This is a genomic window from Qipengyuania sp. NPDC077410, from assembly GCF_044543405.1.
In the GTDB taxonomy this organism is placed as follows: domain Bacteria; phylum Pseudomonadota; class Alphaproteobacteria; order Sphingomonadales; family Sphingomonadaceae; genus Qipengyuania; species Qipengyuania pacifica.
Genome location: NZ_JBITWB010000002.1, coordinates 760760 through 784400 on the forward strand (window position 1 = coordinate 760760; position 23641 = coordinate 784400).

Genomic DNA, 23641 nt, shown 5'->3' on the forward strand with positions numbered 1-23641 from the left:
GCACTCCCGCGCGCGTCCGCATAGCTGGCGGGTAATGGATACTTCTCCCGCACTGCTGGCCATTATCGGCCTCCTGCTGGCCTTATGGACCGCAGGCGCCGTCTGGGTGATGTTGCGCGCGACCGGGCGCGAACAGAAATCCGTCGCCAGCCGCAAGGCGGCGCAGCGCCTTTCCCGCATGATCGAGGAAGGCCCCGCCATCCCGATGTTGGTGCGGGCCGATGGAAGGATCGAGGCTCCGGACCGGCTGGCTCGCTGGATCGGCCTCGAAAAGGTGCCCGATTACCTCAGCGAACTGGCAGGCGCCGACGGCCGCGGGTTGAGCGAAGATCAGGTCGAAGAACTCACCCGCTATGTCCGCCGTACCCAGAAAACGGCCCGGCCGTTTCGGATGGCCATCACCGTATCGCCGGGGTCGGGCAAGTCGCTCGCAATGCAGGGCTCCCTGGCCGATTCGGCTGTGTCGCCCGGGGGCGCAGCCCTGATCTGGGTATTCGACTTCAGCGAGAGCGAAGCCGAGCTGACCCAGCTGCGCGAGGAAGCAGCGCGTGCCCGCGAAGATTTCGGCGCACTCGTGGGTCTGATCGAAGCCGCGCCCATGCCGATGTGGTTCCGCGGTGCGGACATGCATCTACGCCTCGTCAATAAGGCCTATGTCGCTGCAGTCGGTGCGGAAAGCGCCGATCAGGTCGTCGCCGACCAGATCGATCTCGTTGAAACGGTCAACGGGCGTACCGCAGCGCAAGTCGCGCAGCAGGCAGCCGATCGGCGGCAACCTATCGAACGGATCGTGAGCGCCACGATCGACAGGGCGCGTCGCACAATGCGCGTCACCGATCTTCCACTCGTCGGCGAAGGCATTGCCGGCTACGCGGTAGATATCGAGGAAATGGAAGAGCAGGCACGCGAATTTCGGGCCTTCCGCGAAGCCCAGCGCTCGATGCTCGACCAGCTTTCCATTGGTGTGGCCCAATTCGATTCGGCGCATCGCATGACATTTGCGAACCAGCCATTTCACCGCGTGTTTTCTCTGCCGCCCGGTGTGGTGAACGACCGGACGACATTCCAGCACATGCTGCTGATCGCCCGCGAGAATGGCCGCATCCCCGAAGTGCGCGATTTTCCGGCTTGGCGAAACGAACTCGCCGAATGGTTCCAGCACGACGAGCCGCACGAGGAAGCCTGGTCGCTATCCGACAGCACCCATCTTCGGATTGTCGCCCAGCCGCTGCCGGATGGCGGTCTCGTGATGATTGCCGAAGACCGGACGGAACAGCTGGCTCTGTCGGCAACGCGCGATACCTTGCTGCGCACCAGGACCGCCACCTTCGACAGCCTGTTCGAAGCGCTCGCGGTTTTCGCCCCGGACGGACATCTGGAATTGTGGAACCGCGGGTTCCCCGGCGCCTGGGGCATCGATCCGGAAGCATTGGATGGCCATCCGCAGGCTGAAGACCTTTTGAATGCCGTCGCCAAAAATCTGTCCGACCCATCGGCTATTTCGCGCATCAATCAGGTAATTCGCGCCGCAACGCTGGATCGCAAGAAGAGCGATGGCCGGGTCGAACTGGCCGATGGGCGAACGCTCGATTTTACCGGTGTACCGCTTCCCGACGGCAATGGCATGCTCACTGTCCTCGATGTCACCGCCTCGCGTCAGGCCGAAGAGGCCCTGCGGGAACGCAACCGTGCGCTCGAAGAGGCAGATGCAGTGATGACCCGCTTCCTCGCCAATATGAGCTATGAATTCCGCACGCCGCTGACGTCGATCGGTGGATTTGCCGAATTGCTGACAAGTGGCATCGCCGGAGATCTGACCCCGACGGCGAAGGAATATGCGCAAGCGATCTCGCTTTCCGTCGGCAAACTCACCGAACAGGTGGAAAATGTCCTCGACCTGTCTCAGTCAGAAGCGGGCTTGATGCCGTTGCGCAAGACAAAGCTCGAACTGATGCCCTTTGTCACCCAGATCGTGCGCAAGCAGGAAGACCGCATCCTCGAAGGCGGATTGACGCTCGACCTGCGGGGGGACCCCGGCAAAACGATCACTGCGGATCCGCAACAATTGCGCCGGGCCATCTCCCAGCTTCTCGACAATGCGATCAATGGGACACCGCGCGGCGGCCGTATCCTCATCGATATCGGTCGCAAGCGCGGCGAGACCAAGATCGTTATTTCCGACAACGGTCGCGGGATGAGCCAGCACGAACTTGCTCGCGCGCTGGAGGGCATCCGCATGTCGGCGGATGGAAAGGGTATCGAGCGCCGCCATGGGCTCGGAATTCCACTCGCGCGCCAGCTTGTCGAAGCGCACGGCGGCACGCTGGAAATCCACAGCCGGAAGAACGGCGGCACAACCGCCTCGATCACGCTCCCATGACCGTGCAGTTACCAGACTTGCTGGCGATGGAGGCTTTCGGCCGGAAAATTGCCGGGAAGATCGAGCCGGGTGATGTCGTGGCCTTGTCAGGCACGCTTGGTACCGGGAAGACAACGCTTGCCCGCGCCATCATTGCTGCGCTCGGCTATGATGGCGAAGTGCCGTCACCCACATACACCATCATCGAAACCTATGATGGACTGCGCGTCCCTCTCGTTCATGCCGATTTCTACCGATTGAACCATCCGTCGGAAATCGAAGAACTTGGCCTCGACGACTATCGCAACGGGGCAGTGTTGATTGCCGAATGGCCCGACCATGCCGGTGGGTTTGCGCATGAGGCAGGATGCCTTTCTATCACGCTCGAAAAAGTGGGTGAGGGGCGCGAAGCCGTTGTAACGTCCGGCGCATCTTGGCAAAGCCGCTGGCCATGAGTGACGCTCTGCCTGAAGGCATCCATAACTTCCTTGGCAACACCGAGTGGGAAGGGGCAGAGATTGCCCCGCTTGTAGGCGATGCCAGCTTCCGCCGTTATTTTCGTCTGCGCATGGGCGGCAAGACCGCAATGCTTATGCATGCTCCGCCACCGCACGAAGATCCGAAGCCCTTTCTCCAGGTGGCGCACTGGCTCGAGGCGAATGGCATGCGCGCGCCGCATATTCTTGCGGAGAGCGCGCCCGAAGGGTGGGTGCTGACCGAGGATTTCGGCGATCAGCGAATGCGCGAGTGGATCGATGAGCATCCAAAAGATGAACGTGACATCTACGCGAAAGCCATCGAAACCCTTGCCCAGTTGCATCGCCTGCCTCCCGGACCGTTCCCGCCCTACGATATGGCGGTGTATCAGCGGGAGGTTGACCTGTTCGTCGAATGGTACTGTCCGGCCATGGGGCTGGTCGTCGATGCGCCGAGCTGGGCCGCAGCGTGGGAGGAAGCACTCGCCCCCTTGATGAAGCGCCAGAACCCCGGCGTTATGGTTTTGCGCGACTATCATGCGGAAAACATCATGCTGCTCGAGCCAGAGGAACTGGCAGGCGAACAGGGGCTGATCGATTTCCAGGATGCGCTGGTCGGGCACCCGGCCTACGATCTCGTCAGCTTGCTGCAGGATGCTCGGCGTGACGTTTCTCTGGCGCTCGAGGAAGAAATGCTCGGTCGCTATCGCGCAGCAGCCGATCCGGGGGAGCATTTCGAAGCGGATTATGCTCGCCTCGGGGCTCAAAGGAATGCCAAGATTGTCGGCATTTTCACACGACTGTGGAAGCGTGACGGCAAGGCCCGGTACCTCGCCATGATTCCCCGCGTGTGGGAGGCAATGGAGCGCGATCTGGCACATGATGCAATGGCACCGGTGGCCGAATGGTTCGCCCGCAACGTACCGCAGGAAATCCGTGATACGTTCGGCGGTGAAATCCAGTGACGGCATTGGTCACCGACACGGCGATGTTGATGGCCGCGGGCCTCGGCAAGCGGATGCGCCCATTGACCGCATCCACACCCAAGCCCTTGGTCCGGGTCGCCGGAAGACCGCTGATCGACCGGGCGCTTGACCGGCTGGAAGAAGCAGGCGTTTCGCGCGCTGTGGTCAATGTCCACTACCTTGCCGATGCCATCGAAGCGCATATTGCGTCGCGCAAAGCGCCGAGCATCACCTTCTCGGATGAACGCGATGCACTGCTCGAAACCGGCGGCGGCATGGTGAAGGCGTGCGATGCGGGAATGCTTCCCGACCCTTTCTTCGCCTGCAACGCGGACAGCATCTGGCTGGATGGGCCGCGCAATGCCTTCGCCGATCTCTCCACTGCCTGGGATCCGGAGCGCATGGATGCGCTTCTGCTCGTCGTCACGCATGCAAGGGCGCATAACTTTGACGGAACGGGCGATTTCTACATGGATGGTGCAGGGCGGCTCAAGCGCAAGCTGCCCGGCCGCATTGCGCCCTTCATCTATACGGGTATCCAGCTCGTTTCGCATCGCCTGTTGCGCGATGCACCAGACGGCAAGTTCTCGACCAATGTTCTGTGGAACAGAGCCATCGAAGAGGGCCGCCTCTATGGCCTGGCATTCACTGGCCACTGGTATGAAGTCGGCACCCCAAACCATATTCGCCCAACGGAAGATGCATTGACCGGTGGCTGAGCGGGTTCGGCCCAAGGTCTATTCGATTGCCGCCCACCGCGGCTTCGCCGATGCACTTGTTGCAGGACTCGTGCCTCGATACTCTGAACCGGAATTCGGCCTCGCACGCCTGACGCTCTTGCTGCCGAGCAGCCGCGCGCGCCGCACCGTTTCCGAAGCCTTCATCCGTCACGCGGGAGAGCAGGGCAATCCGGGTTTGTTGATGCCGCGCATGGCGGTTGTCGGCGATCTGGATCTCGATGAAGCGTTGGGACCGCTGCTCGATCCGCTCGGTGCGGACATTCCAGCGGCCGTTGATCCGCAGCGTCGCCTGTTCGCCTTGGCGGACCTGATCGCCGGGACCATGGGGGAAAACGCCCCCACAGGCGCCACTTTGCTTCGTCTCGCAAGAGAAACCGGCGCGACGATGGACAGGCTTCTGGTCGAAGGAATTGGCCCGGAAGAGCTTGTCGGCGATGCAGTGCTTGACCTCTTCGGATCTTTGTCCGGCCATTGGCAGGACAGCCTGCGTGTGTTTGCGACTGTGCAGGCGAAATGGCTTGGCCGCCTGCAGGAATGGAACAGGCTGGATGCGGCTGCGCGCCGGAATCGACTGTTCGACTTCGCAGCCGAAAGCTGGAAAAGATCGCCTCCCGGCACGCCCATGGTGGCAGCTGGTGTGACGAGCGCGGCACCTTCGCTGGCGCGGCTGCTGCGCGTTGTCGCCGATCTGGATGAAGGGGCAGTCATTCTGCCCGATTTCGATCTTACGATGCCGACCGATGTGTGGGACGAGCTGGGCCGCGCAGGCGCCGCGCCCGAACCAGGAGACCCTCCATTCGCGCGCAATGATGCCGTGTCGCACCCACAATACCATTTGAAACTGTTGCTCAACCGGATGGGCGTGGCTCGGGAAGAGGTCCAACCTTGGCACCGCAAAGGTCTGGCTGCGTCGCCGCCGGAACGCAGTCATGCCATCGGCTCAATCTTCCTTCCTCCCGAGGCTAGCAAGACCTGGATCGAGCTACCCGCGGAAAAGCGCCGTTTGGCTGGCGTGCGGATTATGCAGGCCGCAACGCCCGAAGAAGAAGCGCAGGCTGTCGCATTGCTCGTGCGCGAAGCGCTGGATCATCCGGAAAAGCGCGTGGCCGTCGTCACGCCAGATCGGCCGCTTGCTCGGCGAGTCGTCCATCACCTCGCCCGCTGGAATATTCTTGCAGACGATTCTGCCGGACGCCCGCTTGCGCAAACTGCAGCAGGCCGTGCATTTCTCCTGACTGCCGAGGTCATGGCCGAAAATGTCAAAGCGGTGCCCGTGATGGCTCTGCTTGGTCACCCACTTGCCGATGGCGGGATGGAACGCGGAACATGGCTACGACACCTTCGGACAGTCGAGCGCGAACTGCGCGGTCCGAGGCTGGAAACCGGTCTTCGGCCAATCCGTGATGTCGTGGAAAAGCTGGTGCCCACCCATAAGCAGTTGGGGGATTGGTGGCAGCTAACCGAGGCGGCGATCGCTCCCTTGATAGAATATCAGCCGGACCAGACCGCACGATTGAGCGATCTGATCGATACGATTGCCATGGCTGCCGAGAATTTGTGCGGCGAGAAACTCTGGGCGAAGGAAGATGGCCGGAGTCTAGCGCAGTTCGTCGAGGATTTTCGTCTCCACGCCCGGGAGGCGCAATTCGAAATTCGCCCTCGCGACGTCGCTCGGGTTCTGGTTGATGCAATGGAGCCGGTGGCCGTTCGCCCGCCTTATGGCGGTCATGCCCGGGTACAGGTGCTCGGATTGCTCGAAGCGCGCATGAACCGTGCGGATATCGTGATCTGCGCAGGTCTTAACGAAGGTGTATGGCCGGGGCGTGGCAGCGTGGACGCGCTTCTGGCGCCGACGGTATTGCGGGCACTGGGTGTTCCCGGTGCGGATTTCCGTATCGGCCTTTCGGCGCACGATCTCGCCGGTGCGCTTGGCGCTCCTGAAGTTGTGCTCAGCCGTTCGGCGCGGGATGAAAGCGGGCCGACGATACCTTCGCGGTTTCTTCTGCGCGTTCAGGCGTTGCTTGGCGATCTGCTGCCGAAACATACCGACACACGCGCCATCGATCTGGCCCGGGCCATGGTCCGCACGCCCGAAGCGCCAGTATATCCGCGGCCTCGTCCAATGCCGAATGCGGATCAGCGGCTGGTCGATATTTCGGCGACTGCGCTCGATCGGCTGCGCGGTGATCCGTACCAGTTTTTCGCGGGCAAGATCATGCAGTTGCAAGCGCTCGACGCGCTGGACGCGCCGCCGAGTCCCGCATGGCAGGGTGAGGTCGCGCATCAGATCCTTGAGGAATGGCACAGGGCCGATCCCAAACCGCCAATCGTCGAGATAATGAAGCGAGTGTTCGAGGAGCGAAACGTCCACCCGCTTATGCGCGGTCTGTGGCAACCACGCCTAGAGCGCGCTCTCGAATGGGTGGAACATGAAGTCGCTGGTTACGGCGATCGCGAGGTTGTCGCTGTCGAAGCGTGGGGCGAAATGCAGGTCGACGGTGTGCGAATTCACGGAAAGATCGACCGGCTTGACCGGTATGCCGATGGGACGCTGGCTATCGTCGATTACAAGACCGGCTCGCCGCCGTCGTCGAAGATGGTCGAACAGGGATACGCCCTGCAGCTCGGACTGCTCGGGATGATGGCGGAGCGGGATGGCTTCAAGGCGGCATCGGGCGAAGCGACCGGGTTCGAATACTGGTCGCTCGCCAAGACCAAGACCGATGCCAACCCGTTCGGCTTCGGATACGTAGAGACACCGCTCAAGGTCGGAAGCAAAAGGAGCGGCCTGCCACCGGAAGATTTCCTACCGACGACCGCAGCTTATCTGGATGGTGCGATTGCGGCCTGGATCAAGGGCGATGAGCCCTTCACCGCGCGGCTCAATCCCGATTATCCGGGTTACGATACCTATGACCAGCTCATGCGGCTGGACGAGTGGCTCCCACATATGGACGTGGAAGGGGAAGAGGCGTGAGCGGCCAGGTTTATCCGCTCGTCGGTCATCAGCGCGACGCGGTCGATCCGCGGGAGAGTGTTTGGCTCTCCGCAAGTGCAGGTACAGGCAAGACGCAGGTGCTCTCTGCGCGGGTCCTTCGCCTGTTGCTCGAACCGGGCGCCGATCCTTCGCAAATCCTGTGTCTGACCTTCACCAAGGCGGGGGCTGCCGAAATGGCGGTTCGCGTGAATGAAGTCCTAGCGCGGTGGGTTCGCCTGCCGGATGAAGTGCTGGCCGAGGAACTGGCCAATCTGGGCTCGCCGACCGATCCGGAAACCCGTTCCCGCGCGCGGTCGCTGTTTGCACGGGTTCTCGACTGTCCCGGTGGCGGGCTGAGGATCGATACCATCCATGCCTTCGCCCAGTATCTGCTCGCAGCGTTTCCCAATGAAGCGCAAATCCTGCCCGGCAGCCAGCCGATGGAAGATCGTGACCGGGACCTCCTGAGCCTCGATGTTCTCGCTGAACTCCTCGAAAACGGCGAACTGATCGTGCGCGAGGCGGTGGCAGAGATGAGCCGCCGCAAGGGGGCGGATGCCGTACGCGGCTGGCTGATGAAATGCGCCGGGTATCTCGACACATGGTACCAGCCCGACTGGCAGGGCGATCTCACTGCGCCGGTGCGCCGGATGCTAGACATTCCATTCGATGCTGGAGCAGATTGGGTCGCTGAAGCCTGCACCGACGGTGAATTTCCTGTCAGCGCTCTTCTGGCTTGCAGTCGCATCAACGCGGAGTGGAATACCGCCACTGGCCTGAAGAGCGCCGATTTCGCCGCGGGATGGCTGGCCGCAAGTCCCGCTGCCCGTCTTACCGAAATCGATGGCTTCTTCGGCACATTGCTTACGCAGAAAGGCGAGCCGAAGAGCTTGGCCAATCTCGAAAAGATCGATCCCGCGTATGGCGGATATATAGCCGATGTCGTGGACGGTATTGCCTCAGTCGCGCAGCGTCGTGCGCTGCGTGACCTCGCCGATTTTCTTGTGCCCCAACTCACGGCTGGCCGCGCATTTGCTTTCGAGTGGGAGGCGGCCAAGGCGCGCGAAGGGCTTGTCGATTTCGACGATCTTATTGCCCGTGCCGCGAACCTGCTTTCTAACACGGCAATGGCTGACTGGATCCGCTACAAGCTGGATCGCAGTTTCGACCATATCCTCGTCGATGAAGCGCAAGATACCAATCGGGCGCAGTGGCAGATCATAGAGGCTTTGACCGACGATTTCTTCAGCGGCGAGGGCGCGCGGGGGAATGCAGTGCGCACGATTTTCACCGTCGGCGATTTCAAGCAGGCAATCTTCGGCTTCCAGGGCACCAGCCCGAAGAATTTCAGGGACGCCCGGGATCGTTTCGCCGAAAGCATGCGGAAAACAGCGGATGCGGCTGCCGACCTGCGAGGGGGGCCGTATCCGCGCTATCTGCGCGAATACGGGCTCGGTCAAAGCTTCCGTACCGCGGACAATGTTCTCGATTTCGTCGACAGTGCCATTGCCGCGATCGGCAGCAAAGGACTGGGTCTCGATAGAGACGCAGAAGAGCACGAAGGTCAATCCCGTCCCGGCATGGTAACTCTCTGGAACCTGATCCACGCCGATAGCGGCATGGAAGAAGGCGAGGTCGACGAAGGCTGGTTGGGACGTCACGATCGTAAATTGGCCGACCGTATAGCGCAGCAGGTGCGACACTGGATGGATTCGGGCTTTCCCTTGGTGAAAGATCGACGCAAGGATGGTGCACCTCGGCGGGCTGGTCCGGGCGATGTCATGGTGCTCGTGCGCAAACGGCGCGATCTGGCTTCGCTCATAGTAGCGCGCCTTCACCGTCGGGGCGTACCCGTCGCAGGCGTGGACAGATTGCGATTGGGAAATCCGCTCGCCGTCAAGGATCTGATGGCAACCATCCGGTTTGCGGCACAGCCGCTTGACGACCTGACCCTCGCATGTGTGCTCGTATCCCCGCTGATCGGCTGGTCTCAGGACGAACTGCTCGAGTACGGCTATCGCGCCAAGAATGTCCGCCTGTGGGAACACCTGCGTAATAGCGACGCGCCTCGCGTCGGGGAAACCATGGCAATCCTGCGCGAAATCCTTCGCCGGGCGGATTTCGACACTCCGCAGCAATTGCTTCACTGGATCTTGATCGGCCCGATGGATGGACGCCGGAAGCTTGTCGCGCGGCTGGGGCGTGAAGCGAACGATCCGATCGATGAATTGCTCAATGCGGCCAACGCCTACGCTGCAAGTCATATCGCAAGCCTGCAGGGCTTTATCCAATGGTTCGACGCTGGCGAGGGCGAAATCAAGCGAGACGCGGACGAGGGCGGCGATCAGGTTCGCGTCATGACGGTGCATGGTTCGAAAGGGCTCCAGGCCCCCATCGTCGTCCTCGCCGATGCGGCAATAGGCCCGGACGGTGCGCGCGATCTCGAGCTGGAGGAAACGCCGCTGGGGCACGTCGAGCCGCGGCGTATTCCCTTGCCGGGGTTGACCAAGGACCAGAAAGTCGGCCGGTTGCAAGTCGCGGAAGAGCGCGCTGCTGCAGCCGAAATGGAAGAACACTGGCGTCTGCTTTACGTCGCCATGACGAGGGCGGAGGAAGCGCTATTCATCGGAGGTTCGCTCGGTCCCCGCGACTTGAAGCGTGGCCAGGCGCACGAAGATAGCTGGTACGCACGGCTGAAGCCTCTCTTCGGCAATGAGCCGCTAGCCGATGATCTGTGGGGTTCGCGTTGGGAATGGGGCGAACTGACCAAGGAAGCCCCGCTCGAAAGTGTATCGGCGGCAGAGCCCGTCACCGCACTTCCTGCATGGGCAGTAAATCCGGTCGGGCCGGAACCGCGTCCGCCCCGGCCACTTGCCCCTTCTGGTCTTGGTGAGGTGGAGGGAAGCGATCCGCCCCTGCCGCCAACACATGCAGCCGACGCCGCCCGCAGGGGCACGCTGATCCATGCGCTTCTCGAACGATTGCCGCTTGTGGACGAAGACGATCGCAACGCGCGCGGATTATCTTGGCTCGCGCGGCAAGCGCCCGATCTCGATGAGCATGAACGTGCGGACATTCTCGAGCGGGCACTGACGGTATTGGGAGATCCGCACTTTGCACCGGTCTTCGGGCCGCAGGCTCTTGCCGAAATCCCGCTTGCTGCGGCAGTGAATGGGCAGGTGGTGATGGGGACCGCCGACCGGCTCCTCGTCACCCCCGAAAAGGTCACGGTCGTCGATTTCAAAACGGCGAGACGTCCGCCATTATCGGTCGATGCCATTCCCGACAGCACGATGAAGCAGATGGCAGCATATGCGGCGGCGCTGGAAGCGATATACCCTGGTCGGCAGATCGAGGCCGCCGTTCTCTATACCCAGACACCGCAGCTCTTCGCCTTGCCCGGCGAAAGACTTGCCGCTTACAAGAGCGCGTTTGCGGCTCCGCAGGAAAGTTTTGTGCTGCCGCCAGTTGAGTAAATACATGCGCAGCCCACATTGGGTGCCGAAGAAATACAGGAGATTTCCAATGGCCACCACCGCCGTTACCGACGCCAGTTTCAAGTCGGACGTCCTTGAAAGCGAGAAGCCCGTGCTCGTGGACTTCTGGGCCGACTGGTGCGGACCATGCAAGATGATCGCACCTGCCCTCGAAGAACTGAGCGAAGAACTGGGCGACAAGGTGACGATCGCGAAGATGGACATCATGGAAAATCCCGATGTTCCGGGTTCCATGGGCGTGCAGTCGATCCCTTATCTTGTCTTGTTCAAGAATGGCGAGCCCGCTGCGCAGATGCGCGGTGCCGCCCCGAAAGGCCAGCTAAAGCAATGGCTTGAGGGCGAACTTTAGTCCAATTTAGAATATAGTTCGGCCAGCTCGTCCCACAGGGTCGGGCTTGCTGCACCCAGCAGGCCCGTTCGGCCCACCTCGTCCACGCGATAGGGTGAGCCGTCGGGCCTTGCCGCTTTTCCGCCAGCTTCGTTCAGCCACAGAACGCCAGCGGCGTGATCCCAGGCAAGCGTGCGCTCGAAGATCGATACGTCGTTCACGCCGAGCGCGAGACGAGGATACTGCTCCGCCGCGCAATAGGGAATGTCGACCAGATCGTACATCGGCGCGATGTGCCGCCTGGTCCCATCTCGCCGCGCATCGTCCATGAAAACAAGCGAAATGGCAGCTATCGGCGGGATCTGGCCCGTCGGACGAGCGACGACCGTTTCCCCATTCACGCTCGCACCTTTGCCCTCGTGTGCAACGCAGAAGCGGCCCGTGAGGCAGTCAAAAATCCAGCCCGACCGGGCCACGCCCCCTTCTGCGCGGGCGATGATGATGCCGAAGGGCGGTTTGCCCGCGGCGAAATTGCGTGTGCCGTCAATCGGATCGACGATCCAGCATGGCCGATCCAGCCGATCGAGTATCGACGGGTCCGCATGCGCCGTCTCTTCGCCCACGAATGCGAGAGTTCCGTCGATAGCGGATAGCCCTTCGCGAAGCAGCGCTTCGCTATCCTTGTCCGCGATCGTAACGGGGTCGTTGCCGCCCTTGTCTTCCACATCGCCGGTCGCAAGGTTCTGGTAACGCGGCAGGATCGCCTGCTCCGTCACGCGTTGCATCAAGGCGAGGATCGCCTCGTTAAGCGCCCGATCTTCGGAGGTGAGCGGAAGAGTCACGAACGATAATCCGCGTTTATCGAAATATATCCGTGCGTCAGGTCGCAGGTCCAGACCGTCGCGCGGCCATCGCCCACACCGAGATCGACATCGATGCGAATATCCTGACCCTCGAGATGCTTGGCAACTGGTGCTTCGTCATAATCTGCGAGCGGTTGGCCGTCCTTGGCTGCCCAAGTGCCGCCAAAGCCGATCGATAGCCGGTCGCGATCGGCAGGCTCACCAGCCTTGCCGACGGCCATAACGACCCGGCCCCAGTTCGCGTCCCCCCCCGCAATGGCGGTCTTCACCAGCGGCGAATTCGCTATGGCGAGGCCGACATGGCGAGCGCTAGCGGCGTCGGCCGCGCCGGTCACCGCTATCTCGATGAACTTTTGTGCTCCTTCTCCGTCGCGCACGACCAGATGCGCCAGTTCGCGGCAGATACCGAGAAGGGCGGCGTAAAACGCATCCGCCCCATCGTCATCCCAGGACGAGAGTGCCGGATTGCCAGCCTTCCCAGTGGCAAACAGGAGAACCGTGTCGCTGGTGGAGGTATCGCCATCGACGGTGATGCAGGAGAATGTTGCCTCATTTGCCTTGGACAACATTTCCTGAAGAAAAGCCGGATCGACAGCGGCGTCCGTAAAGACATAGCCTAGCATCGTCGCCATGTCCGGCGCGATCATGCCGCTGCCCTTGATGAAGCCGGCGAGTTCCACGCGGGTTTGGGCGAGCATGGCGGAAGCGGAGGCACCCTTGGTGAACGTATCGGTCGTGCCGATGGCGCTGGCCGCATCTTCCCAGCGGCATGGCGCTGCAACCAGTGCAGCTTCGATCCCTGCCTGGGCCTTGTCCTTGGGCAGGGGAACGCCGATCACGCCGGTTGAAGACACGAACACCTCGCTCGGATCGCAATCGAGTGCAGAGGCGACCTGCGCCATGATCTGTTCCACCGCTTCGCGTCCGCGATAGCCGGTGAAGGCGTTGGAATTGCCAGCGTTGACGATAAGCGCCCGGGCCCGGCCCAGCCTCGCTTGTTCCCGACCGAGTTCGACCTCGCTAGAAGCGCAGGCGCTGCGCGTGAAGACCCCCGCCACGGCAGTGCCGGGGCAAAGCTCGACATAGGTCAGGTCGCACCTGTCCCACGCCTTGTATCGCGCGCGGGCGATACGCAGCGTTACACCGTCGATCTGCGGCATGTCAGGGAAAGGGCGGGCGAGGGGAGAGCGTTCGAGATCCATGAACCATGCCGAATAGGCGCAGAGGCGCGTCGGGTAAACGGTCAACCGGGGTGGACGTGCGCGGCGACACGCCCTATCTGAACGATGCAATGCTTCGTCGCCTGATTACCCTGCTTGCGATCCTGTCCGGCCTTACTGCTGCCGGCGCGCCTGCGCATGCGGTTGTTTACGATGCGGCATCCGGGGTCGAACTGGCGGCCAAGGCGGAAAAAACCTGCAAAGGCGATGCCTGCAGGTGCACCGATGCCGATCGCCAGACCTTCGATCTGCCCCGGGAAAAGAACCCCAGCAAGCCGGTGACCGTCATCACGGTTTTCATTCCGACTGTGCAGATGGGTATCGACCGCGCCTGCGAATAGGCTGCCGGTTCAGTTCCAGATTTCCGTTCGGCACGAGCAGCGTGCGCGGACGTTCACCCCATAGAATTCATCCGGAAGGCTCAGGGCCCCTCACATGTTCAATACGCTCATGAAATCGATGTTCGGTTCGTCGAACGAACGTTACGTCAAATCACTTGGTAAAATCGTCGCACAGATCAACGCGCTCGAACCGCAATTGCAGGCGCTTTCCGACGAGGAACTCGCCGCCCAAACCGACAAGTTCCGCGGCCAGCTGGCCGATGGCAAGACGCTGGACGATATTCTTCCCGAAGCCTTCGCCACCGTACGCGAGGCATCGGTCCGGGTGCTGGGCATGCGGCACTTCGACGTGCAGATGGTGGGCGGTATCGTCCTCCATCGCGGCGAAATTTCGGAAATGCGCACCGGTGAAGGCAAGACGCTGGTCGCGACACTGGCAACCTATCTGAACGCGATCGAGGGCAAGGGCGTTCACGTCGTGACCGTGAACGATTACCTCGCCGCGCGCGACGCGGAATGGATGGGCCGCCTGCACCGCTTCCTCGGCCTGACGGTGGGCGTGATCGTGCCCAATCTTGCCGAACCGCAGCGCCGCGATGCGTATAATTCCGACATTACCTATTCGACGAATAACGAACTGGGTTTCGATTACCTGCGCGACAATATGAAACACGAGCGCGGCCAGATGGTGCAGCGTCCGTTCAATTACGCGATCATCGACGAGGTGGACTCCATCCTCATCGACGAGGCGCGTACGCCGCTGATCATTTCCGGGCCGACCGAGGACAAGTCCGACCTCTACATCTCGATCGACGAGGTGGTGAAGACCTTCCCCGAAGACTGGTACGAGAAGGACGAGAAGCAGCGCAGCATCCAGCTGACCGAAGAAGGCACCGAAGAGGTCGAGAAGCTGCTGATCGAAAAGGGCCTGCTGGAGTCGGAAAATCTCTACGACGTGGAGAACACGCAGGTCGTGCACCATCTCGACCAGGCCCTGCGCGCCGTGCACATGTTCAAGAAAGACATCGATTACATCGTCAAGGACGACAAGGTCGTCATCATCGACGAGTTTACCGGCCGCATGATGGACGGTCGCCGCTGGTCGAACGGCCTGCACCAGGCGGTGGAGGCCAAGGAGGGCGTGAAGATCGAGCCTGAGAACCAGACGCTCGCTTCTATCACCTTCCAGAACTACTTCCGCATGTATCCCAAGCTGTCGGGTATGACCGGTACCGCCGCCACCGAAGCTGCCGAATTCTGGGACATCTACAAGATGAACGTGGTCGAGATACCGACCAATGTTCCCGTCGCCCGCATCGATGAGGACGACGAATTCTACAAGAACACGCAGGACAAGTTCAAAGCCATCGCCAAGGCGATCGCCGAGAAGAATGCCATCGGACAGCCGGTGCTGGTCGGCACGGTGTCGATCGAAAAGTCGGAAATGCTCAGCGAATTCCTGCGGCAGGAAGGCGTTCATCACGAAGTTCTCAACGCGCGCCAGCACGAGCGCGAAGCGCATATCGTGGCGCAGGCAGGGCGCATCGGTGCCGTGACCATTGCGACCAACATGGCTGGCCGCGGTACCGACATCCAGCTGGGCGGCAACGTCGATTTCCGGATCGACGACGAGCTGGGCGACATGGAAGATGGCGCCAAGAAGGATCTGGAAAAGGATCGGATCAAGGCGGAAGTTGCAGCCGAGCGCCAGAAGGTGCTCGATGCAGGCGGCCTGTTCGTGCTCGGCACGGAGCGCCATGAAAGCCGCCGCATCGACAACCAGTTGCGCGGCCGTTCGGGACGCCAGGGCGACCCGGGCCTGAGCCGGTTCTATCTGTGCCTAGAAGACGATCTGCTACGCATCTTCGGTCCGGACACGCTGTTTGCCAAGATGATGAATTCGAATCTGGAAGACGGCGAAGCCATCGGGTCCAAGTGGCTTTCCAAGGCCATCGAAACCGCCCAGAAAAAGGTCGAGGCGCGGAACTATGAGATCCGCAAACAGGTCGTCCAGTACGACGACGTGATGAACGATCAGCGCAAGGTCATCTATGAACAGCGCGCCGAAATCATGGACAGCGAAGCGGTCGATGATGTGGTGGTCGACATGCGTCACGATGCGATCAATTCGCTGGTGGGCGAAGCGTGCCCTCCCGGCTCCTATCCCGAGCAGTGGGATATCGCCGGCCTGAAGGAGCGCGTCGGCGAAGTTCTCGGCATCGACGTCCCCATCGAACAATGGGTCGACGAAGATCAGGTCGAACCGGAGATTATCGAGGAACGACTGGCGGCAGAAGCCGACACGATCATGGACAACAAGATCGCGGCGGCGGACCCGGGCCTGTGGCGTCGTATCGAGAAAAGCGTGCTGCTGCAGGAACTTGACGGTCAGTGGAAAGATCACCTCGCAACTCTCGACGCCTTGCGCCAGGTAGTGGGGCTGCGTGCTCATGCGCAGAAGCAGCCGCTGAACGAGTACAAACAGGAAGCCTTCAGCCTGTTCGAGAGCATGCTCGACAATCTGCGCGAGACGGTGACCAACAAGCTGATCAGGCTGGAACTGGTGGAGCCGGCACCGCTGCCCCAGATAGACCTGCCCGACCTTCCCGATTTCCTGACCGGCCATATCGATCCGCTGTCGGGTCTCGACGATTCGAACGATGGCGATGGTTCGGCCAGCCGCGCCGCGCTGTTCGGCGCCCTGGCGGGCAGCCCTCGTGCCGCCGTGGGGCCGGGCGGCTCTGCCAGCGACAACCCCTATGCGGGAATGGAAATCAGCCGAAATTCGCCGTGTCCGTGTGGATCGGGCAACAAGTACAAGCATTGTCACGGGGCCATCAGCGCCGGATCGACGGTCTGATCGAACCGTCGCGCCGCCTGTGGCGAAATATCAGCTAGTATGTTGGACGGGGGCCGTGGACGATCACGGTCCCCGTTCATTCATTTCCGGGCATAGGCCTCGGTTCGGATTGGGGTTGCACCTATGGCCGCATTGATTGCGGGATTTTTCGTTACGGCGCTGCTCTATGCGAGCGTCGGGTTTGGCGGCGGGTCGACCTATACGGCTTTGCTTGCCCTATCGGCGGTCGACTATCGTGTGCTTCCGCTTCTTTCGCTTGCCTGCAACATCGTGGTCGTCGCAGGCAGCACGGTGCGATTTGCGCGCGCGGAGATAACGCCCTGGCGCGGAGCGATAATCCTGACAGCGATCGCTGCGCCGGCAGCATTCCTGGGTGGTCTGACGCCTATCGGCCAATCCGCATTCCTTGCCATACTGGGTGCGAGCCTGCTGCTGACCGCGCTGACGCTGGTGCTTCCGTCGCGGGCAAGCGCAAATTCCGAACCGACACCCTTGGCGCGGTTCATGCCGTTGCTGGCCGTTCCGCTTGGCTATCTGGCCGGCCTGGTCGGCATTGGCGGCGGCATCTTCCTGGCGCCGTTTCTTCACCTGACGAAGTGGAACAGCGCGCGAGCCATAGCGGCGACGGCAAGCCTGTTCATTCTGGTCAATTCCCTGTTCGGGCTGGCCGGACAATTGCTGAAAGGCGGCGCAGAGCGATTGGGGGCGGCGGTGGACCTTGGCCTGCCCCTGCTGATCGCCGTCGCCATCGGAGGCCAGATCGGCAGCTTCCTTGCGCTGAAATATCTGCCCCAGCGCTGGATCCGCCTCGGCACCGCAGCGCTCACCGGCTGGGTAGGCGCGCGTCTGCTGCTGAATTTGTGAGAATAGTGGTCATCTGAATTAGCCGTCGCGTCAATTGGCGAGCGGCAATCGCACTTCAAAGGTGCTGCCTTCGCCAGGCAGGCTCTTCTGAAGCACGATCTCGCCGCCATGCAGCTCGACGAGCTGTTTCACCAGTGCGAGACCGATGCCCAGTCCTTCGCCCACGACGCCCAGCCCGTTGTCGGACTGTTCGAACATGTTGAATATCTGGGCCTGCTGTCCGGGCGGTATGCCGATGCCGTTGTCGGATATTTCGATGATCGCGAAGCCATCGGCTTTCGAAACCTTGACTCCGATGTCACCGCCTTCGGGCGTATAGCGCGCCGCATTACCGACTATGTTGCTGATGATCTGAATAAAACGCGCCGGATCCACCTCGAGAGTGATGGCATCGTCCGGTGTCTCGACGGTCAGGCGGTGATTGGCAGCGACGATGGCCGGCTCCGCAAGCTCCAGAGCGGCCGGCAGCACCTCGTCGAGGCCGACCTTTTGTTTTCTCAGCAATATCTTGCCGCGTTCGATCCGGTTTATGTCGAGCAGATCGTCCACGAGGCGGGTGACATGGTTGAGGTTCTGCCGCATCGAGAGGCGCACCTGGCTCAGGTCTCGCCCGCTATTCCCGCGATCCAGTATGTTGAGGCCGGATGAAAATACCGCCAGCGGATTGCGCAGTTCGTGGGCAAGCACGGCCAGAAACCGGTTCTTCTGCTGATTGGCGGCTTGCAGTGCGGCGCTCAGTTTCGCCAGTTCGTCACGCTGGGCGGTGATCTGGCGGCGCTGGTTGTACAGATCGAGAAAAACGTTCGCCTTGGAACGCAGGACGTCTGCTTCGATCGGCTTCTGGATGAAATCGACAGCGCCGGCTTCATATCCGCGGAAACGACGCGCCTCATCGCCCGATCCCGCTGTCACGAAGATAATGGGGATGTGCCGCGAACGCTCGTTGGCGCGCATGAATTCGGCCAGTTCGAAGCCGTCCATGCCCGGCATCTGGACGTCGAGCAACGCGAGCGCGTATTCGTTGGCGAGCATCAACTCGAGCGCTTCTTCGCCGCTTTGCGCCTTGTCCAGATCCAGGCCTTCGCTTGCGAGGAGCGCCTCGAGCGCCAGCAGGTTCTCTTCGAGATCGTCGACGAGCAGGAATTTGACGGGATCGGTCATTCTTCGAGCATCGCTTGCAGAGCATTGGGGATGTCGTCCAGCCTTATCGTAAGTGCTGCGGGGCATGCGGCGAGGGCCGCTTCGGGCATGGTGGCGACTTCCGCGGTCGCCGGGTTCTGTACGAACCCGCGGCCGCCGGCCTCACACACGGCCTTCAACCCTTTGGCGCCATCCTGGTTCGCGCCGGTTAGGACGATCGCCGCAAGCGCCGATCCAAATGCATCGGCCGCAGTCTCGAACAGGACGTCGATGGCGGGGCGCGAGTGATTGACGGCTTCGTCGGACGACAGCGCGAGTGTTTCCGCGGTTTCCACCAGAAGGTGATAGTCGGGTGGGGCGAAATAGATCATGCCGGGCGCAAGCGGCTCCTTGTCCTCTGCTTCCTTGACCTCGAGGCGGCATTTGCGCGCGAAGAGATCGACAAGGGCATTGTCCTTGCGCGGCGGAATGTGAACGACCACCAAGACCGGCGCTGGGAAATCCGCAGGCAGGTCCGGCAGCACATGCGAGAGCGCCTGAACGCCTCCGGCGGACGCCCCGATGACTACTGCTCGCAGGCTCATCGCGACGCCTTCCGGTAAATCTTCTCTTCGCGAACGAATTCGGAGAAGAGATGTGCATGTGCCGAAAAGCGCAGGCTTTCCTTCGAGCCGACGCCGAGAAACCCGCCACGGACCAGCGCGTCGCCAAACAGTCCGACGACGCGATCCTGCAGTTCGCGATCGAAATAGATCAGCACGTTGCGGCACGAGATCAGATGCATTTCGCCGAACGCGGCATCGGTCACGAGGCTATGGTCGGAAAAGACGGTGCGTTCGCGCAGGGACTTGTCGAACACGGCCCGGTCGTAATTCGCGGTATAGTAATCGGACAAAGACGTGTGTCCGCCCGACAGCCGGTGGTTTTCCGTGAAGAGCCTGATACTTTTGAGGGGGTATACGCCCGCTTGCGCTGCCTTGAGCGCGGTGGGGTTGATGTCGGTCGCGTAAAAGATCGTCCGTTCGGCCAGACCTTCCTCGGCGAAGAGGATCGCAAGCGAATAAAGTTCTTCACCATGGCTGCACCCTGCGACCCACACCTTGAGCGAGGGATAGGTGCGCAGGTGCGGCACCACCTTTTCTCGAAGGGCCCGGAAGTAGGACGGGTCGCGAAACATTTCGCTGACCTGGACAGTCAGAAAATTCAGCAATCGGGGCAGGATCGTCTCGTCATGAAGAACGGCGGACTGCATCTCCGATATGCTGTCATAGCCCCATTGCGTGCGCGCTTGCAGCAGGCGCCGCTTGATCGATGCGCGGGCGTAATGCCTGAAATCGTAATGATAATGGCGATATACAGCATCCAGCAAAAGCTGGATCTCGATATCTTCGATACTGTCCGCCATCAGCGAGGCATCCAGACGCGCACCAGCGAGAGCAGTTTGTCGACGTCGATCGGCTTGGCCATGTAGTCGTTTGCGCCGGCATCGATGCATTTCTGCTGGTCGTCCGGCATGGCCTTGGCCGTGAGCATCACGATCGGCAGTTTGGTCCATTGCGAATTGTCCCGGATCGCACGAGCGGCGGTCAGCCCGTCCATGACCGGCATCATTACGTCCATCAGGACAAGGTCGATCTGCTTGTCGGGATCGCCTTCACCCTCGGCAAGGGCGTCGAGAGCTTCCTGGCCGTTGCGCGCGATCCGCGTGAGGGCCCCGCGAGGTTCCAGAACACTTGTCAGCGAATAGACATTACGCACATCGTCTTCGACGATCAGAATTCGCTTTCCTTCCAGTGCGGCGTCGCGGTGACGGGCTTTCTCGATCATCTGGCGCTGTTCGGGCGGAAGTTCGGAGACGACCCGGTGGAGAAACAGCGAGACTTCATCGAGGAGACGTTCGGGAGATTTCGCTCCCTTGATGATGATCGAGCTTGAATAGCGGCGAAGGCGTTGCTCTTCCTCTGTCGACAGGTCGCGCCCGGTGTAGACGATCACTGGCGGTAGCGGCGCTTCGCCTTCTTCGCTCAGGGTTTCCAGCAAGGTAAAACCCGAGGCGTCGGGCAGCGAGAGATCGAGGACCATGCAGTCGTACTGACCATCCCGCAGTTCCTCCAGGCACTCGGCCGCCGTGCCGACCCCGACTGTCTCCACGTCCTGCGATCCAAGTAGCTCCCCGACCGCATCACGCTGAACCTCGTCGTCCTCCACGATCAGCACGCGCCGCATCCGGGACGCGAGCTTTTCCTGAAGACCGGCGAGCACTTCGGCGAGCTGTTCGCGCGGCGCAGGTTTCTCGAGAAAGCCGATCGCGCCTAATGCCAGCGCCGTCTGGCTCTGATCCGAACCGGAAATCACGTGAATGGGAATATGCCGCGTTTCTTCCTGATGCTTCAGGCGATCGAGCACGGTAAGACCGGACTGATCGGGCAGGCCGATATCCAACACGATCGCACTTGGACGGTAATCCCGGGCGAGATCGATCGCTTCCTGTGCCGTCCCGGCAACAATGCACTGGAACCCCAGTTCGCGCGACAGTTCGCAAACGATGCCGGCGAAGGTCGTGTCGTCCTCGATGACGAGCAGCAGCCGCTTGCCTTCCGCAAGGGCATCGCGATCGTCGTCGAGCATGGCGGGCTTGGCTGGCGCGGTTCGCGGCTTCGTTGGAGGTAACGCGGCCGGGGTGGGCGCGTCGTCACGGGTGACCGGCATCGGCTGACGCGACGCAACCTTGGCAGGATCGTAGGTTACCGGCACACTCACTACGAAAGTGCTGCCTTTGCCTTCTTCGCTTTCGAGCCTGATGGTGCCGCCCAGAAGGCGCACGAGTTCGCGCGAGATCGACAGGCCGAGCCCAGTGCCGCCGAATTTGCGGCTGATCGTACCGTCGGCCTGCTGGAATGCTTCGAAGATCGCCTCGCGCTGACCTTCGGCGATGCCGATGCCGGTGTCGGTGACGGCAAGCTCGACCATGTCTTCCGATCCGGAGGCGATCGACAGTCGGACGCTTCCCTTCTCGGTGAATTTGAGCGCGTTCGACAACAGGTTCTTGAGCACCTGCTCGAGCCGCAACCGGTCGGTCTCGATCGATCTTGGGGCGTCGGGCGCCACGGTAATATCGAGTTCCAGCCCGCGCTGCTGCGCAACCGGTTCAAACACCTTGCGCAGGTCCCCAGCAAGCCGTTCGATTGCAACCGGCGCTGCTTCGATCTCCACGTGGCCGGCCTCGATCTTGGAAAGGTCCAGGATGTCATTGATCAGCGTCAGGAGATCGTTGCCCGAAGACTCAATCGTGCGGGCGAATTTCACTTGTTCGTCCGACAGATTGCCGTTCGAATTGTCGGCCAGAAGCTTGGACAGGATCAGCAGCGAGTTGAGCGGGGTGCGCAATTCGTGGCTCATATTGGCCAGAAAATCGGATTTGTACTGGCTCGCCTGTTCCAGTTCACGCGCCTTCAGCTCAAGCGAGGCGGCAGCGCGACCCAATTCGTCGCGCTGGCCCTCAAGCGTCTGGGCCTGTTCTTCGAGCTGGCTGTTGGTCTGTTCAAGCTCGACCTGCTGCAGTTCGAGGCGCGCCTGCGATTCCTTGAGCGCATTGCCCTGTTCCTCGAGCTCCTCGTTGGAGACCCGCAATTCCTCGCTCTGGGCCTGAAGCTCGCCCGCCTGCCGCTGCGTTTCCTCCAATGCGTCCTGCAAACGCTCACGGAACCGCGCCGATCGCAAGGCGATGCCCACCGCGCCCGACACCGTTTCGAGCAATTCGAGCACGCGCTCGTCGACCTCTTCGAAGAAGCCGAGCTCCATGACGGCATTCACGCGCCCATCGGAAAAGGCAGGCGCTACGACCAGATGCCGCGGTGTTTCGCTGCCGAGCGCCGATCCGATCTTCAGGTACCCTTCGGGCAGGTTGGTCAGCGTCGTCGCTCGTGCATCCGCCGCGACCTTTCCAAGCAGCCCTTCGCCAGGCTCAAACGCTTCGGGCACTCCGGCCTCATCCGGCACGCCAAGCATGGCAACTCTATTGAAGGCGCCGCCTTCGCTCTTGAAGAGTGCACCAGCGACCGCGTCCGTGCGATCGGCGAGGAATGTCAGAATGGCTGCCGCTAGCTGAGGGACGGTCTTCTCACCCCGCATGGCCTCGCCAAGTTCGACCTGTGCGGTCTGCATCCAGCGCTGACGCTCGCGGTTACGATTGGTGCGGACCATCAGGACGAAGATCGCAATTGTCAGGGCGATGCCGATCAGGCTGGTGACAATGGCGCTGACGACAGCGGTGCGCGATGCTGCGGCAAGTTCCTCGACCCGTTGCTGGCGCTCGCGCACTTCCTCGCGTTTCATCTGCGCCAGTTGGTCGCGGATTGCGTCCATGGCGATCTTGCCGCGCTCACTAACGGTCAGATCGATGGCTTGCGCGATACCTTCATTGCGCCGCGTCTGGATGGCGCGTGCGGAAAAGCGGAACTTGTTCTCGATCGCAGAACGGAGCCGTTCGACATTGGCACTCTGAACACTGCTTGCCCGGGTCAACGATTCAAGCGTCGTCAGATTGTCGCGCGCGGTGCTGACCCCATCGTAATATGGCTCGAGAAAATTGCCCTCGCCGGTAAGGAGATAGCCGCGCTGCCCAGTCTCGGCGTCCAGACTTGCCGCCAGCAGTTCGTCGAGAGTGCTCAACACTTCGTGCGTATTGCGGATTCGCGCTTCGTTGGCGCGCATGTCGTTCACGTTGGAATAGGCGGCGAAAGCGCTGATCAGGAAAAACCCGACACCGATCAGCAGCCCGCCGATCGTCCATCCATTCGCGGAATTACGAAACAACCGCGCATATGCTGTATTTTTCAAAGAAACGGCGCCTTAAGGAAATTCGCGCCCGCCTTAGCGAGGCCCGTTGACGGTTATCAAACAAATTTCGCGATTTATCTGATGGCGACCCGGAGAAAAGGTGGCGCGGATCCCATGTGTATTTCGAATTTTGTTTAGCAAGCAGTGATCGAGAAAGTGTCGGCGAAGCAAC

Annotated in this window: 16 protein-coding genes; 10 read left to right on the forward strand and 6 right to left on the reverse strand. The window is 61.4% G+C overall.

Annotated elements, in window-relative coordinates:
- Nucleotides 1-34: 34 nt before the first annotated feature.
- The 7 genes from ACIGGE_RS11715 to trxA are packed head-to-tail and all read left to right on the forward strand — an operon-like array spanning nucleotide 35 to nucleotide 11363.
- On the forward strand, nucleotides 35-2380 hold the full coding sequence (locus tag ACIGGE_RS11715; protein WP_196846322.1) for a PAS domain-containing sensor histidine kinase: 2346 nt from the start codon (nucleotides 35-37) through the stop codon (nucleotides 2378-2380).
- Nucleotides 2377-2814, forward strand: a complete 438-nt coding sequence (gene tsaE, locus ACIGGE_RS11720) for a tRNA (adenosine(37)-N6)-threonylcarbamoyltransferase complex ATPase subunit type 1 TsaE (protein WP_397490461.1) — start codon at nucleotides 2377-2379, stop codon at nucleotides 2812-2814. The genes ACIGGE_RS11715 and tsaE overlap by 4 nt, the downstream gene beginning before the upstream one ends.
- A complete protein-coding gene (locus ACIGGE_RS11725; protein WP_397490462.1) occupies nucleotides 2811-3800 on the forward strand; it encodes an aminoglycoside phosphotransferase family protein in 990 nt (329 codons plus the stop codon). Before tsaE ends, ACIGGE_RS11725 begins: the two co-directional genes overlap by 4 nt.
- Nucleotides 3797-4519: a nucleotidyltransferase family protein gene (locus ACIGGE_RS11730; RefSeq protein WP_222827316.1), complete on the forward strand. Its 723-nt coding sequence runs from the start codon at nucleotides 3797-3799 to the stop codon at nucleotides 4517-4519. Before ACIGGE_RS11725 ends, ACIGGE_RS11730 begins: the two co-directional genes overlap by 4 nt.
- A complete protein-coding gene (gene addB, locus ACIGGE_RS11735; protein ID WP_397490463.1) occupies nucleotides 4512-7517 on the forward strand; it encodes a double-strand break repair protein AddB in 3006 nt (1001 codons plus the stop codon). The genes ACIGGE_RS11730 and addB overlap by 8 nt, the downstream gene beginning before the upstream one ends.
- Nucleotides 7514-10993 carry a double-strand break repair helicase AddA gene (gene addA, locus ACIGGE_RS11740; protein WP_397490464.1) on the forward strand — a complete coding sequence of 1160 codons (3480 nt, stop codon included), beginning with the start codon at nucleotides 7514-7516 and terminating at the stop codon, nucleotides 10991-10993. The genes addB and addA overlap by 4 nt, the downstream gene beginning before the upstream one ends.
- Nucleotides 10994-11042: 49 nt before the next feature.
- Nucleotides 11043-11363 (forward strand): thioredoxin, encoded by a 321-nt coding sequence (gene trxA, locus ACIGGE_RS11745; RefSeq protein ID WP_103023311.1) that lies wholly within the window; start codon nucleotides 11043-11045, stop codon nucleotides 11361-11363.
- Here trxA and ACIGGE_RS11750 read toward each other — a convergent pair.
- A complete protein-coding gene (locus ACIGGE_RS11750) occupies nucleotides 11360-12127 on the reverse strand; it encodes an inositol monophosphatase family protein (protein ID WP_397490760.1) in 768 nt (255 codons plus the stop codon). The two genes, trxA and ACIGGE_RS11750, sit on opposite strands and share 4 nt — an antisense overlap.
- Before the next feature lie 53 nt (nucleotides 12128-12180).
- On the reverse strand, nucleotides 12181-13407 hold the full coding sequence (argJ, locus tag ACIGGE_RS11755; RefSeq protein ID WP_397490465.1) for a bifunctional glutamate N-acetyltransferase/amino-acid acetyltransferase ArgJ: 1227 nt from the start codon (nucleotides 13405-13407) through the stop codon (nucleotides 12181-12183).
- A gap of 5 nt (nucleotides 13408-13412) precedes the next feature.
- On the opposite strand from argJ, the gene ACIGGE_RS11760 reads away from it, so the two are divergent.
- The 3 genes from ACIGGE_RS11760 (at nucleotide 13413) to ACIGGE_RS11770 (ending at nucleotide 17490) form a co-directional block, all read left to right on the forward strand.
- On the forward strand, nucleotides 13413-13766 hold the full coding sequence (locus tag ACIGGE_RS11760) for a hypothetical protein (RefSeq protein WP_397490466.1): 354 nt from the start codon (nucleotides 13413-13415) through the stop codon (nucleotides 13764-13766).
- Nucleotides 13767-13860: 94 nt separating this feature from the next.
- Nucleotides 13861-16626 carry a preprotein translocase subunit SecA gene (secA, locus tag ACIGGE_RS11765; protein ID WP_397490467.1) on the forward strand — a complete coding sequence of 922 codons (2766 nt, stop codon included), beginning with the start codon at nucleotides 13861-13863 and terminating at the stop codon, nucleotides 16624-16626.
- 123 nt (nucleotides 16627-16749) lie between these two features.
- Nucleotides 16750-17490, forward strand: coding sequence for a sulfite exporter TauE/SafE family protein (locus ACIGGE_RS11770; protein ID WP_397490468.1), 741 nt, complete (start codon nucleotides 16750-16752; stop codon nucleotides 17488-17490).
- 30 nt (nucleotides 17491-17520) lie between these two features.
- Here ACIGGE_RS11770 and ACIGGE_RS11775 read toward each other — a convergent pair whose 3' ends face one another.
- The 4 genes from ACIGGE_RS11775 to ACIGGE_RS11790 are packed head-to-tail and all read right to left on the reverse strand — an operon-like array spanning nucleotide 17521 to nucleotide 23343.
- The gene (locus tag ACIGGE_RS11775) at nucleotides 17521-18651 is read right to left on the reverse strand and encodes an ATP-binding protein (RefSeq protein WP_397490469.1); all 1131 of its coding nucleotides are present in this window, start codon (nucleotides 18649-18651) and stop codon (nucleotides 17521-17523) included.
- Nucleotides 18648-19214 carry a chemotaxis protein CheB gene (locus ACIGGE_RS11780; protein ID WP_397490470.1) on the reverse strand — a complete coding sequence of 189 codons (567 nt, stop codon included), beginning with the start codon at nucleotides 19212-19214 and terminating at the stop codon, nucleotides 18648-18650. The genes ACIGGE_RS11775 and ACIGGE_RS11780 overlap by 4 nt, the downstream gene beginning before the upstream one ends.
- On the reverse strand, nucleotides 19211-20035 hold the full coding sequence (locus tag ACIGGE_RS11785) for a CheR family methyltransferase (RefSeq protein WP_397490471.1): 825 nt from the start codon (nucleotides 20033-20035) through the stop codon (nucleotides 19211-19213). Before ACIGGE_RS11785 ends, ACIGGE_RS11780 begins: the two co-directional genes overlap by 4 nt.
- Entirely contained in the window at nucleotides 20035-23343 is a 3309-nt protein-coding gene (locus ACIGGE_RS11790; protein ID WP_397490761.1) for a response regulator, read from the reverse strand. The genes ACIGGE_RS11785 and ACIGGE_RS11790 overlap by 1 nt, the downstream gene beginning before the upstream one ends.
- Nucleotides 23344-23641: the final 298 nt, after the last annotated feature.